Source organism: Paenibacillus sp. FSL R5-0475, assembly GCF_038004585.1.
Taxonomy (GTDB): Bacteria; Bacillota; Bacilli; order Paenibacillales; family Paenibacillaceae; genus Paenibacillus_AQ.
The window spans coordinates 6,467,839-6,482,351 of record NZ_JBBORK010000001.1; the positions used below are offsets into that span (position 1 = coordinate 6,467,839).

The following is a 14,513-nucleotide window of genomic DNA, read 5'->3' on the forward strand; positions in this document are numbered from 1 at the left end:
ATATAGCCATAACCTCTCTTGTAAACTGGGTGGACGATCTGTTCTCTTGGTTTATTAGAGAGGTTTTAGTGTTACAATCTTACTGAATAACGGGGGAACGTTATGGATACTAATTTAACAAAGGGAAGTGGAGTATTGAACCAGACGGAATATACCTCAGCAACGGTTCTTTCAACTGCAGCGAATTTTATAATGAATAGGCAAGAACCATTTACGCATACCTTCCGGACTTATATTCGTTTAAGGGAAAATGGTACGTTGAAGTTGAAGTTCTGGCATAGCAACGCGGTGGATTCTACATGGGATCAAGGGCAAGAAGCTGTAGGCAGTGAACCTGGAGGCGACTGGGTTATCGAGACAGCTTATATCGCTGACGGAGGAACAGAACCAGACGGAACAATAGCTGAGAATACACAGCATGCACTTACCTTTGAGGGCAAAGCCTCAAAAACCGTTGCGGCTGGCGAATGTTTCTGGAGTGATGAGACAAGCATTGTTCTGCCGGAGGGTCATTACTTGGCGTTTACGTGGACGATTAAGACACTCACTGCAGGTAAATCGATTCCTTTCAATGTTGAAGGGATGCTGGTTTCAGCTTATGACGCGCCCGGAAATCTTGCCGCACAGCAATCAGCGGATGGTTTTACAGCGTCTGATAATCTCTTGGTACTGCCAAGCTTCATTGGGTATAAGAGATCTGTTACCAAGAAACTAGTATTCTTGGGGGATTCGATTACTCAAGGTGTGCGGACATTAAAGGATGAGTACGAATATTGGGTCGCGAGAATTGCGGATGGTCTTGGCACGGATATTGGTGTATGGAATCTCGGCTCTGGCTGGGCTAGAGCTTATGATGTCGCTGCAGATGGTCCATGGCTAAACAAAACTAAGCAAAGTGATGAAGTGATGATCGTACTCGGAGTAAATGATATTGATATTGGCTGCCGTTCGGCGGACGAGCTTCTTGGTGACTTGCAGACCATTATTTCTAAGATCAAGGGGGCAAATGCTGAAGCTAATATTATTCTAAGTACGGTGCCACCGTTCAATTTTCAGGGTGAAAGAGAAGAAACTTGGCGCAAGGTGAATCGTGAGATTTTGTCTAATCCGCCTATAGGTGTGAGCCGGGTGTTTGATATAGCAAGCCTATTGTCATTGCCTGCACCAGACGATCACCGGATCAGACCAGAGTTTATGAGTGGAACAGACGACCCGCATCCGAACGGCATAGCCGGTAAGACGGTCGCGGACGCCTTTTTAAAAATATAAGAAAATATAAGTTTCACGCTATACATTATCTTTATATTTCTGCGAGAAAACGGTTGTCTTCCATAAAGGAGACAACCGTTTTCTCGTAGCGTGGTATTAATTAAATTTTAAACTGGTTTCGATAGTCCTTGGGTGATACACCAACCTGTTTCTTGAATACCTTGCTAAAATACTTCACATCATGAAACCCCACCATTTCGGAAATTTGCGACAGCTTTAGACGAGGGTTCTGCATAAGTAATTTAGCTTTATCTATCCGGACGTTAACGATGAAATCGGAGAAATTAATGCCGTATTCCTGTTTGAATCGGCGTGAAATATATTCGCGGCTAACAAAGAACTTTCCGGCAATTTCCTGCAAGGATAGATCAGAGGCATAATTAAGTTCGATATATTTCACGATATCATGCATAGGATTGCTTTCTTTAGCTTGTTTAGCGGCTATCACTTCTGATATTCGCTCCATCAGATCAAATGACCAGTCACGCCAAGCAAATAAGGAGAACGAGTAACCATTCGTATAAGGAGCTGGGTGAAGCTGGTCGGCCTGTTCTAACTCGGCTAGTGCGCTATCGGCATCAGGGCCTAACGTTTCCCGTACCAACTGGGAACGAAATAAGAGTGCATCATTCTTCCACGAGTTTAGAATCTCTGGTGTAACAATTCCGCATCGGCTAAGCTCGTCCACCCAGTGCTGTGCTGCCGCGGACAATACATCAGTGCTTCCGCTGATGACCGCCATTTTCCAATCTTCCTTCACATGTGCGAAGATCGTCGGCGATGCATGTCCTTGAATTTCTGTCTTTGCGGTTTCATTGCGCTCTTTAAACTCTTCGGAGGAAGTAGAAAAATGGCAGTAATCCTCATGAATTAATAAATTTCTACGCTGTAAGGCCTCAGCCACCTCTGCACGCTGATAAGATAATTGCTTAGGCAGGTTACCGATGCAGCTAATTCCGAAATGCATTCGGACCTGCAAAGTAGAGTAGATACCCTGATTAATTCTCCCTATAAGCTCGACAACAGACGTTTGGATATCCCATAGAATGATGGCAATCTCCGAAGGACCTCCCCAGTAACGAAAAGCCACACCCTTACGCTGACCTTGCAAAAATTCATTACAAATATTGACGATAGCGTAGTTCAGGAGACCGGTGTCTCCTCCAAAACGGTTAAGTAGGAGATTATTTCCTGTATCTGTCTGCACCAGTATTAGGCGCGAAGAGAGGACGTTTTCCGGGATAATGCCATCGCTTCGCAACCTTCGAAGAGATAATTCCGAGTTGATCGGATCATCGATTAGCGCGGATAGCAGTTTTTCTCCGTAGATGGGCTTGAACTCATTAAGCTGAATGTTCTGCTTCTGTCGTTCGCTACGGTCAGCTTCCTCTGAACGCCAAGCAGCCACTGCCTTAGAAATTGCTACATTGATTGCCTCCGCTTCAATGGGCTTAAGGATATAATCAATTCCACCATGACGAACAGTCTGGCGCACGAACTCGAAATCATTATGTCCGCTGACCACAATGAATTTGATGTTGCCGGCAAATTCGTTAACCCATGTCATTAATTCTACGCCATTACCGGATTCCATCATCATGTCCATAATGACCAAGGCTGGTTTCGCTTGCCGAATGATCTCAATAGCTTCATTTCCGTTTCCGGCTTCCAGAATTTCATTGATTTGATGTGCGTCCCAGTCGACAAGAAGTCTAACAGCTTTTCTAACTCTCGCCTCGTCATCAACAATTAACGCCTTCATATCGTCTCACGCTCCGCTATAATGTCTATTTCCAGTCTTACAACCACTCCACCTGCTCTGAGGTTGTCCACCGTCAAGATGGCGCTATCTCCGCATACGAGCTTGAGCCGAGCCAGAACGTTCGGCAGACCAATACCAGATCCTGTAGCTTCTTTGTCTTGCTCTGTATTTCTTAATAAATCTATATCTGTTCTAGTGGAATGTTGAAGCTTCTGCCGCAAAAGATCCAGTTTCGCTGAAGGGATAGCATTTCCATTGTTTTGAATACAGATTTCCATTCGCTTGTCGCCCAATTTGGCCGCGGTGATCTCAACAAATCCGTCTGAGCGGGAATGGTTAAAACCGTGTTTGAAATAGTTTTCTACAATAGGCTGCAGAATCATCTTAGGCATAAATGTCTCTAAAAGAGCTTCCTCCATATCGTAACGGAAACTGAATTTATTTTCAAAACGTTCCTTCTGTAGTTCGATGTAAGCTTTGACATGATCCAGTTCATCCTTAACCGTGACAATCTTCTCCTCATTGTACATGCTGTAGCGCATCATTTTCGCTAGTGCAGAAAGAAGAGAGTAGATTTGGGGTACTTTAAGTTCCAAGGCAAGCGTACCGATGATCTGCAAGGTGTTGTTAAGGAAATGCGGATTGATTTGCGCTTGCAAAGCCCGCAATTCATTCGTTTTATTAGTTAATTCCAGCTTGTATTCTCTTAGGATCAGATTGTTGATCGTATCCATCATACTGCGGAACCGTTCTGTAACAACACCGATCTCGTCTTTGCCCATGGGACGGATATCGATATCAAGCTTCCCGGTCTGGACCTGATTCATATAGCGGGTCAACTGCTTAATCGGGGCGGTGATTCGAAAAGAGATTAGGATCGTTAGCGTTGTAATTGTAATCAGCAGCAGGACCATCAGTGCTATATTGATCGTTGCCGCCTCATTGGCTTCTCGGAAAAGATAAGATACGGGAATCTGCTTCACCAGCGTCCAATTTAACCCTGGACCTTCGATATTCTGGTAAATAAACATAGCTTTATCCTCTTCAAAGTATCCTTGTGAGCTTTGCTTGTCCCTGATGTTCGTATCGTACCAAGCTGCATTCAGTTTCTTGCCGTATTCTTCACTATTGTCCCCGTAGACAATGTTTCCGTTGCCATCCAGCAGCCAGATTTTCTCCTGCTTCTGATCATATAACTGACTGATGATGTCGGTTAGAGCCGTTAGCTTGACATCAATCGACAGGTAACCAAGCGCTTTTGTGGTAGGGACTCTTTCGATTCTTCTGTGTAAGGTAAACACTGGCTCCGGTATAAATTGCGGGATCGGTGCCGTTAGGCCGTAGCTATGACTTAAATGCGTACTCTGTAAGGATACCGCAGAATCGGTAGTGATCTTGGAATCAGGATAAGGTGGAACACCCTGCCAACGTTTCGGTGTATTTTGGGTGAGCAGAGTGGCTTTGCTGTCCTTGACACCGTATAAATAGACCTGAGATATGTCAGGCATAGATGATGAAATGTAATTCAGAGAAGAATAAATTCGTGCATTTGCTAGCATATCCTCGTATCCAGCTTCGAGAGATCTGTAGAATTCTGAATCTGAATAGACGATAAGGGAGAGTCGATTGATTTCCTGAATCAGACTTTCAATGTTTCTAGTACCTTGAAAGAGAAGGTTCGTATTCTCATCTACTGCTCTTGTTCTTAAGGATTGAGTACTAAAGTGGTAGCTTATAAACATCGTGGCCATAATACAAATTAGTGTTGGAAGTAGGATGAAAACGATCATTTTTGTGCGAATCGTGTTCCATTTCATCGAAATTTGTCACATCCGATCAATATTTTACACCTGAAAGATCACTTCCGTAGGTGTGAGGTACGCTCAAAAAAACAGATAATATGTGTATAAAGCATAAACAAGTAAGTGAGCAAAAGAAAGGGGGGGACAATAAATGCGCGGCACTAAGTTGTCCCAGTTAGGTCAACAGGTATTCTTCGTTGGTCCTGCAGTTTTGTTTTTTACCTTAATAACGATTATCCCATTTATCATGGGGATGTATTACTCCTTCACAGACTGGAACGGTGTATCCGGTAATGTAAGTTGGGTCGGATTTCAAAACTTCTCCACTATATTTACGAATGACCCCGACTTCTGGTCTTCCTTTTGGTTTACAGTAAGATTTACTGTGTTAGGTGTAATTTTGACTAATGTGGTAGGGTTTTTCCTAGCTTATCTGTTAACGAAACCATTAAAGACACGTAACATGCTTCGGACGATCTTCTTTATGCCGAACGTTATTGGGGGATTGTTGCTCGGGTTCATCTGGCAATTTATCTTCATCAAAGGGTTCGCAACAATGGGAGAACTCACAGGCTGGTCGTTCTTTAATCTTCCTTGGCTGGGTGATGCAACAACCGGCTTCTGGGCGATTGTAATGGTTTTTGTTTGGCAGTCTTCCGGTTATCTGATGGTTATCTACATCGCTTCTCTCAGTAACGTATCGAAAGAAGTCCTGGAAGCGGCTGATATTGATGGTGCCTCTCGTTGGCAGGTACTACGCAACATTGTAGTTCCATTAATAATGCCTGCTGTAACTATTGGTTTGTTCTTGGCCATTTCTTGGTCCTTCAAAATGTTCGACCTTAACCTTTCCTTAACGAAAGGTGGACCGTTCAAATCTACTGAATCGGTTGCTATGAATATTTACAATGAAGCCTTCCTGAACAATCGTTACGGTCTGGGTACTGCTAAAGCGCTGCTGTTCTTCGTTATCGTGGCGATTATCACCCTGATTCAAGTCCGTATTACGAAGAGCAAGGAGGTAGAAGCTTAATGAACGCCAAGACAAAAAGCAGATGGAATATCGGCGTGGAAGTGTTGATGATTCTTCTGGCCCTGCTCTTTCTTTCTCCATTTTATTTCTTGCTAGCAAACTCAGTGAAATCCTTCGGTGAAATTCTGAGTGATGCTGCAAGCTGGCCACAGACATTTATGTGGTCGAACTATACAAGTGCTTGGAAATTGGCACGTTTCGGTGAAGCTTTCCGAAATTCGGTCATCATAACGGTTATCAGTGTTATTCTAATTTCTCTGTTTAGTGCGATGGCTTCCTATCGTATGGTTCGGGCGAATACGAAATTTAATCAGTTTTTGTTACTGTTGTTCGTAGCCGCAATGGTTGTTCCGTTTCAAACGATCATGATTCCAATCTTGAAAGTTGTAAATGTAATGGGAGTAAACAACTCCTTCCTGGGTTTGATTATCACGAATCTAGGGATCAGTGTTCCAATGGCAATCTTTCTATTCCACGGCTTTATCAAGTCCGTTCCGCTTGAAATTGAAGAGGCGGCTACAGTTGATGGATGTAATCCAATTACCGTATTCTTCCGCATAGTACTTCCTTTGCTGAAGCCAATGGTAATGACAACGATTGTGCTTAATGCACTTGGGATATGGAATGATTATCTGCTGCCTTCCTTGATTCTTCAGGCACCAGAACTTCGGACCATTCCGCTGGCGACCTTCTCCTTCTTTGGTCAATACACCAAACAATGGGATATGGCGCTTCCGGCTCTCGTAATCGGGATTGCTCCAATTATCATTTTCTATCTGTTCATGCAGCGTTACATTGTTGAGGGAATAGCGGCTGGCTCGGTGAAAGGTTAACACCGAGCCCTCCGTTCCAAATATTTCATAAGTAGTCCACTATCTTAAGGGGGAAAATATAATGAATAAGAAACGCTCGGCAGTTGCACTTTCGGCAGTAATGGCTATGAGTTTAGCATTAACAGCATGCGGTGGAGGCAATAACGCTTCTAGTAACTCACAAAATGGAAGCGCTGGCACAGATAAAGGTGAAGTAAAGACGGTTAAGATCTTTCAATTCAAAACTGAAATCGTTGAAGGTCTTAATGAGCTTAAGGTTGAATTTGAAAAAGAACACCCTAACATCAAGCTGGATATTCAAACCGTTGGTGGTGGTGCCGATTACGCTGCAGCACTGAAGACTAAGTTTGCTTCCGGCGACGCGCCTGACATTTTCTCAAATGGTGGATATGCTGAAATGGAGCTTTGGGGAGATAAGATGGAAGATCTGTCCGATCAACCTTGGGTGAAAGATCTGATTCCTATGGCAGCAGAGCCAATGACTAAAGACGGTAAAGTGTACGGTATGCCAATGAACCTTGAAGGAATTGGTTTTGTATATAACAAAGACCTGTTCGAAAAAGCAGGCATCACTGAAACTCCTAAAACATTGTCACAACTAGAAGATGCAGCTAAGAAATTGCAAGCGATTGGCGTAACTCCTTTTGGTAATGCGTATCAAGAATGGTGGCTCCTTGGTAACCAAGGGATCAGCGTAGCATTCGCTCAACAAGATGATGTAAATGGCTTCATTAAGAGCTTGAATGATGGTACCGGTACAATCGTAGGTAACAAAGTGTTTGAAGATTGGAGCAACTTGCTCAACTTGACTTTGAAATACGGACAAAAAAATCCGTTGACTACAGATGCTAACACTCACTTGGCTATGTTTGCTAAAGGTGAAACTGCAATGATGCAAGAAGGTAACTGGGCACAAACCCTTGTTGATAACATTACACCTGACATGAACATCGGTATGTTCCCTATGCCAATCAATGAAGATGCTGCAAAGAATGACAAAATGACTGTAGGTATTCCTGCAAACCTTGTTATCAACAAAGATTCCGGATCTAAAGAAGAAGCTAAAACATTCTTGAACTGGTTGGTAACTTCAGATATGGGTAAAGAGTACATCGTTAAAAAATGGAAATTCATCCCTGCGTTGTCCACCATCGAAGCAACTCCTGAAGATATCGGTAAGCTTGGATCTGACGTATGGAACTATGTAAAAGAAGACAAAGTATATGGTTTGCAATCCTCTAAATTCCCTGATGGTGTAACTCAAGAATTTGCTAGTGTGATTCAACAGATGATCGCTGGCAAGGTTGATGTGAATGGCTGGATGACAGGCATGCAAGCAGCTTGGGACAAGCTTAAGAAATAAGTGAAGCTCGTTCATAAAGAAGATTAAAATGGACTAGTGGTTAACAAAGGCGTTCTCCGTATACCTCATCATTATGAGACGGGGAGCGCCTTTTATTTTGGTGATAACAAGATAGGGGGAGAGGACGCCGGTGAAGCGATATGATCTTATTCAGATAGGTGTGGACTATTACCCGGAGCATTGGGAAGAATCCATGTGGGAACCAGATATCAAATTAATGAAGGAAACAGGTGTCAAGGTAGTTCGAGTCGCCGAGTTTGCATGGAGCCGGTTAGAGATAGCGGAGGGCAATTACCAGTTTAGGTGGCTGGACCGCGCGCTGGATCTTTTTCATAAGTATGGATTACAGGTTGTGATTGGTACGCCCACAGCTACACCTCCTAGATGGTTAACTACGAAATTTGCGGACGTGCTGCCGGTATTTGCGAAGGGAGAGACCTTTCATCCAGGGGTACGCGGACACCGCTGCTATAATAGTACATCTTTGCGCGAATACGGAAGTCGTATCACGCAGCGACTTGCGGAGCACTATAGTAAACACCCGGCCGTTATTGGTTGGCAGACTGATAATGAATTCGGGATGTTAGATTGTCATTGTGATGCTTGTAATATAGCGTTTCGCAATTGGGTGAAAGCCAAATATGGCAGCCTTGATCGGGTGAATGCAGAGTGGGGAACGGTTGTGTGGAGTGGAGAATATAGCGATTGGAATGAGCTTACTGTTCCACTGGGCGGATCACCACATCAGAATCCATCATTCCTGCTAGATTATCAGCGGTTTCAGTGGGATTCGGTGGTAGCATTCCAGAAGACCCAGATTGATATTTTGCGGTCTGTTTGTCCGCAGCATTTTATCACTCATAACTTTCATAGCTATCCACAGCGTCTGGATATGTACGCAGTCGGTGCTGATCTGGATGTCGCTGCATTTGACTATTATCCGAATACTTCGCCAACCAAGCAAGCGACAACACCATATAGCGGAGCACTTTCACTAGATGTAACCCGTGGTATTAAACGTCAAAACTTCTGGATCATGGAGCAGCTAAGTGGTTCACCAGGTTGTTGGATGCCGATGTGGAAAATGCCGTATCCTGGGATGATTCGTGCTTATGCGTGGCAGACGATAGCCAGAGGTGCGGATACCGTCGTTCATTTCCGCTGGCGTAGTGCAGTCGCGGGAGCAGAGCAATTCTGGCACGGACTGATTGATCACAGCAATGTCCCAGGACGAAGGTTTGCGGAGTTCACTCAGTTATGCCATGAGGTTAATACACTCGGGGAGAAGCTAACTGGAACGACGCTAAAGAATGAAGTAGCTATACTCCATTCTCATGAAGAGAAAGCAGCGATGGATATTCAGCCTCAGGCTGAAGGATTCGATTATTATGAGAATATTAAACAGATACACCGTGCGGTGACGAAGCTCGGTATGGGTTGCGATGTTATCGATCTTAGACAATCGCTGGATGGATATAAAGTAGTGATTGCTCCGAATTTATATTTGCTGGATGAGGAGATCGTACGTAGTTTGGAGGATTTTGCACTAGCTGGCGGAACTTTGCTTATTACCAATCGAAGTGGCGTGAAAACTACAAATAACATCGCAGTCATGCAACCACTACCGGGGCTACTGAGCTATTGCACAGGGGTTGAAGTGCTGGAGTATGATCCAATAGGTGCTGAAACCCATAAGGTCGTTGATGCTGAGGGTAACCAATATGAATGCACGCAGTGGTGCGACATCCTGAGACCTGTTGTGGCATGGCCGATTGCGTGGTATGGCGATGATTTCTATAGTGGAACTCCGGCTGTAACCGTCAATGCTTTTGGAAAAGGTCAGGTTTATTACTTTGGGACTCATATGGAAGAGAGATTCTGGTCAGTTTTATTGGAGCGCCTTTCCAAACAGCAGGGGCTGTTTAGATTTGAGGGTTTGCCGGATGGAGTACAGGCCTCTGTACGTTCGGGAGATCAAGGAAGCTTCTTATTCTTGCTTAATTTGAGCCGGGAGTCTGTGACGATCCCGTTACCACAGGAGTATAACAGTCTGCTGAATCAATCGATTTGTTCAGGAGAACTGCAGCTTGAGCCGTATGGTGTGGAAATTCTGGAGATGTAGGATTCTAAGTAACCGTTGATGGTGAGGGGGCTTTATCTCCTGGGGGGTTAACCCTTGTGATTGAGATTGAGATTTGTGATATGTGATTGCATGAAGTGCAATTAAATGTACTCCTTGGGTCGGGAGAGCTGTCGAGACAAGCCAGTTTGTGCAGTGAAGAATGCTGCGTTTGGAGTGAAGGGTGAGTTTGTACGGTGCGGAATAGCTGCACTTTCTACACTTATTTTATGCTCTCGGCCTATGAAATGGATTTAGTTGTATTTAGTGCAGCTATAATGCAAAGTATCGCGGTTCACAGCCAAATGCTGAGAATATAACTGCACAGAATACACTTATATGGATATTTTGTGCTGAACAGGCTGATTTAAGTGTACAAAATGCAGTTACTCTGACACACATGCCATACTAATGAGATCCACACAGCGATAAGCTCTGTCATACGCAACCTTATGTAGCATTTCACCACGCAGGAGGCGATTAAGCTTTACGCCTTAGAGTATTAGTGAAGTCGTCTAAACTGCTCCGGTGTAGTCCCTGACTGCTTGCGAAAGGTGGCAACATAATGGCTAACATCACGGAAGCCTACTCTCTGCGAGATGATTTTTACGGTAAGATCCGGCTGGCTTACAAGCATTTCTTTGCTTTTACGGATACGTAGCCGTACGAAATAGGCATAAGGAGATAGCCCAAAGGTTTGTATGAATAGATTGTTGAGATATCGCCCTGAGACGCCAAGCTGATCGGCTAGATCGTTAAGTCCGAGATCAGGATCACCATAATGGCTGTCCATCCATTTCAGTAGCGGCTGCAGCTTATCCACATTGCGGGATATCGTAGTATTGTTATGCAGTTGCCCATATTTGCTTAAAGTAAGCAGAAAGCGATAAGCATCAGTGGAGGCAGTCAGACCAAACATGTCCTGTGAGGCATCATATTGATCAAGTATTTCTCTTAGCAGCTTGGAGAGAGGCGCCTCTTTTTCCCAGCGGTAAAAAGAATTCATATTCATCCCCAGTGTCTCCAAAATAGACCCTGCAGAGCTGCCTCCGAACGTTAAATAAGAGGTGCTCCAGTTAGCAGCCGAAGCTTCATATCGATGTGGAGTATAGGGGAGAAGTAATACACCACTGCCTGCGGGAAGGGAGAAGCTTTTATTCTCAAAATGAATCACCCCTTCACCAGACGCCGTTTGGAGCCAATGATAGGTTTCGTAGCCATCTAAGCGGGATACTTTTTCCTGTTGATGATTGTGACCGATACTGTCTAATGTGATAGGTAGATCCTGTCCACCCTCATGGGGGAACACAATTCTACGATGCACGATTCCCTTCAATGACTCCATCTCCTCTTAGTTCCATATTCTTATATGCTGGGAAGATTATTTTATATTTATAGCGTCAGGTTAACCGATTACAATATATATATAATTATACTATAAAGGATGTGCGAAGTGTGATTAACGATAAATTACCTAAGATTTGGTACGGTGGAGATTACAATCCAGAGCAATGGGATGCGCCTGTATGGGCAGAGGATGAGCGTATGTTTAAACTGGCAGGAATTGATGTTGCCACAATTAATGTGTTTTCCTGGGCGCTGATCCAACCTTCCGAAGACAATTATGATTTCTCATCACTAGATGAATTAATGGATAGACTATATAAAAATGGTACTTACGTATGTCTGGCAACAGGTACAGGAGCGCACCCAGCTTGGATGGCTCATCGTTATCCTGAAGTTACTCGTGTTGATGTGAAGGGCAGAAAACGCAAGTTCGGTGGACGTCATAACTCGAATCCAAACAGTCCGGTTTACCGCAAGTTTGCAGCGAAGCTGGCAGGAAAGCTGGCTGAACGTTATAAGGATCATCCGGCGCTTGTAGCTTGGCACGTTTCGAATGAGTTCAGTAATTATGATTATTCTGATTTATCTGAAGCGGCGTTCCGTGTCTGGTTGAAGGATCGTTATGGTTCTCTGGATGCATTAAACAAAGCGTGGAATACACGTTTTTGGGGACATACGTTTTATGATTGGGAAGAAATTGTACTGCCTAGTGAGCTGAGTGAAGAATGGGATGGCAACCGCACCAACTTCCAAGGCATTTCATTAGACTTCCGTAGATTTATGTCTCATAGCTTGCTGGAATGCTACAAAATTGAGAGCGATGCGATTAAGGAGCACAGTCCTAACGTACCTGTTACCACTAACTTGATGGGCTTTTATGATGAATTGGACTATTTTGAGTGGGCTAAACATATGGACGTCATTTCTTGGGACAACTATCCTTCGCTGGATACACCGGTCAGCTTCACAGCCATGGCGCATGATCTCATGCGTGGATTGAAGAATGGACAACCGTTCATGCTGATGGAGCAAACGCCAAGCCAGCAGAACTGGCAGCCCTATAACTCTTTGAAACGTCCAGGGGTTATGCGCTTGTGGAGTTATCAGGCTGTTGCGCGTGGTGCAGACACTGTTCTGTTCTTCCAACTGCGTCGTTCAATTGGTGCATGTGAGAAGTATCATGGAGCTGTTATTGAGCATGTCGGACATGAGCATACGCGTGTATTCCGTGAATGCGCTGAGCTAGGTAAAGAGCTGGGACAGCTTGGAGATCAGCTATTGGATGCGCGTAGTGCAGCTAAAGTAGGGATTATTTATGACTGGGAAAACCGCTGGGCCATCAACCTTTCAAGCGGACCATCCGTAGCTTTGGATTATGTGAATGAGATTCATAAATATTATGATGCACTCTACCAACAAAATATCGAAGCCGATATGATCGGTGTAGAAGAGAATCTGTTCAAATATGAGATTGTAATCGCACCTGTGATGTATATGGTTAAGCCGGGTTTTGCTGAGAAGGTTGAAGCTTTTGTAAAAGCAGGCGGTACATTCATTACGACTTATTTCAGCGGAATTGTTAATGAGAACGACCTCGTAACCGTAGGTGGCTACCCTGGGGAACTGCGCAACGTACTCGGGATCTGGGCTGAGGAAATTGATGCACTGCTGCCAGGGATGAGCAATGAGATTGTGATGGACAAAACGTGGGGGAATTTGAGTGGTTCTTACAAATGTGATCTGCTCTGCGATCTGATTCATGCCGAAGGCGCTGAGGTTTTGGCAGAGTACGGATCTGATTTCTATAAAGGAATGCCAGCCTTGACTGTGAATAACTTTGGTGAAGGTAAAGCGTATTACGTGGCTACCAGCCCAGAAGCGGGATTCTTGAAAGGATTCTTAGCCAATCTGTGTGCCGACAAAAACATTCAGCCGCTAGTAACTGCACCGGAAGGTATCGAATCTGTGCAACGTGTGAAGGAAGGCGTATCCTACCTATTCTTGCTGAACCACACCACTGGTGATTTGAGTGCGGATATTGGTGCTACTGAGCGTACGGATCTTCTGACTGGCAATAAGGTTAGCGGTTCTGCTGTTGTGCCAGCCCGTGGAGTATTGATTTTGTCAGATAAGAACTAATTCGTAGTATATATAAAAAGATCTCCGGGGAACCAGCTTTTCCCCGGAGATCTTTTTTTGTGGTGCAGCATTTCATTAGCTGCTGCTGCTCGCGCTGTCATCTGGAGTAGCTCCACCCGGATTGCCATTACTTAATGTAATGCTCTCCGCCACGGTGGAATCTGATTTAAGTGTGTATTGGATAATATCATCAGCCTTCAGTTCTGCTAAGGTGATCGCATTTTCTTGACGCGTGCCATTGTCGAAGGTAACCGCTACGATTTTAGTATCCGCATCAATGGTAATGTCTGTGGTTTCATCGGAGAAGCTTTGCTGCATTCTACCTCCCTGTGGCCCACCGCCTTGTCCTCCGCCACCTTCCGGCATTTCCCCTTGTGGCATCCCACCCTCGGGCGCAGCGCCATTTCCTGTACTTTGATCGCCATCAGGTCTTTCCGGTGGGGTACCGCCTTGACTGTTCTGCCCGTCACCTTCTCCAGCACCTTGTCGGGGCATAGACATGTCCGATTTATAGATGGTAAGGGTAGTATCGCTTACACTCTTAATCTTACCGAAATTCATGGACATATTAGGTCCGCCATTCTGTTGATCGCCGTTTGCTTGTGGTTGTTTGGCTGCTGAACCCCTGTCTGCTTGGTTATTTGCAGCAGTTGCTCCTTCGGCCTCTGAATTCGCGCTGCAGCCAGCCAATAATAGAGAAGCGAGTAGGCCTCCAGATATTAGAATAGGGACGAACTTTCTCATTTTTTATTCCTCCTTAGTAGGTTAAAGATAGATTAGGAGAAATATAACAAACAGTTCTGAAAGTTTGCTTAATTTCCGCTGAGAGTTTGCCTAAAGAAATGA

General features: G+C 44.5%; 10 protein-coding genes. 6 read left to right on the forward strand and 4 right to left on the reverse strand.

Annotated features, from left to right (window positions below; genetic code table 11):
* Positions 1–102 precede the first annotated feature (102 nt).
* On the forward strand, positions 103–1,269 hold the full coding sequence (locus MKX41_RS28910) for an SGNH/GDSL hydrolase family protein (RefSeq protein ID WP_340974211.1): 1,167 nt from the start codon (positions 103–105) through the stop codon (positions 1,267–1,269).
* 100 nt (positions 1,270–1,369) lie between these two features.
* Here MKX41_RS28910 and MKX41_RS28915 read toward each other — a convergent pair whose 3' ends face one another.
* Positions 1,370–3,031: a helix-turn-helix domain-containing protein gene (locus MKX41_RS28915; RefSeq protein WP_340974213.1), complete on the reverse strand. Its 1,662-nt coding sequence runs from the start codon at positions 3,029–3,031 to the stop codon at positions 1,370–1,372.
* Entirely contained in the window at positions 3,028–4,848 is a 1,821-nt protein-coding gene (locus MKX41_RS28920; RefSeq protein ID WP_340974215.1) for a cache domain-containing sensor histidine kinase, read from the reverse strand. Before MKX41_RS28920 ends, MKX41_RS28915 begins: the two co-directional genes overlap by 4 nt.
* Before the next feature lie 136 nt (positions 4,849–4,984).
* Here MKX41_RS28920 and MKX41_RS28925 point away from each other — a divergent pair, with 136 nt between their 5' ends.
* From MKX41_RS28925 to MKX41_RS28940, 4 genes are all read left to right on the forward strand, one after another.
* Entirely contained in the window at positions 4,985–5,866 is an 882-nt protein-coding gene (locus MKX41_RS28925) for a carbohydrate ABC transporter permease (RefSeq protein ID WP_149646419.1), read from the forward strand.
* Positions 5,866–6,699: a carbohydrate ABC transporter permease gene (locus tag MKX41_RS28930; RefSeq protein WP_042185063.1), complete on the forward strand. Its 834-nt coding sequence runs from the start codon at positions 5,866–5,868 to the stop codon at positions 6,697–6,699. Before MKX41_RS28925 ends, MKX41_RS28930 begins: the two co-directional genes overlap by 1 nt.
* 61 nt (positions 6,700–6,760) lie before the next feature.
* The gene (locus MKX41_RS28935) at positions 6,761–8,062 is read left to right on the forward strand and encodes an ABC transporter substrate-binding protein (protein ID WP_042185065.1); all 1,302 of its coding nucleotides are present in this window, start codon (positions 6,761–6,763) and stop codon (positions 8,060–8,062) included.
* Between the two features lie 130 nt (positions 8,063–8,192).
* A complete protein-coding gene (locus tag MKX41_RS28940) occupies positions 8,193–10,184 on the forward strand; it encodes a beta-galactosidase (protein ID WP_340974218.1) in 1,992 nt (663 codons plus the stop codon).
* Between the two features lie 499 nt (positions 10,185–10,683).
* On the opposite strand, the gene MKX41_RS28945 is transcribed toward MKX41_RS28940, so the two are convergent.
* Positions 10,684–11,517 carry an AraC family transcriptional regulator gene (locus tag MKX41_RS28945; protein WP_076283846.1) on the reverse strand — a complete coding sequence of 278 codons (834 nt, stop codon included), beginning with the start codon at positions 11,515–11,517 and terminating at the stop codon, positions 10,684–10,686.
* Positions 11,518–11,636: 119 nt separating this feature from the next.
* Between MKX41_RS28945 and MKX41_RS28950 the strand changes: the two genes are divergently transcribed.
* A complete protein-coding gene (locus MKX41_RS28950) occupies positions 11,637–13,667 on the forward strand; it encodes a beta-galactosidase (RefSeq protein WP_340974219.1) in 2,031 nt (676 codons plus the stop codon).
* Positions 13,668–13,742: 75 nt separating this feature from the next.
* Here MKX41_RS28950 and MKX41_RS28955 read toward each other — a convergent pair whose 3' ends face one another.
* Complete coding sequence (locus tag MKX41_RS28955) at positions 13,743–14,411, reverse strand: hypothetical protein (protein ID WP_340974220.1); 669 nt, start codon at positions 14,409–14,411, stop codon at positions 13,743–13,745.
* Positions 14,412–14,513: the final 102 nt, after the last annotated feature.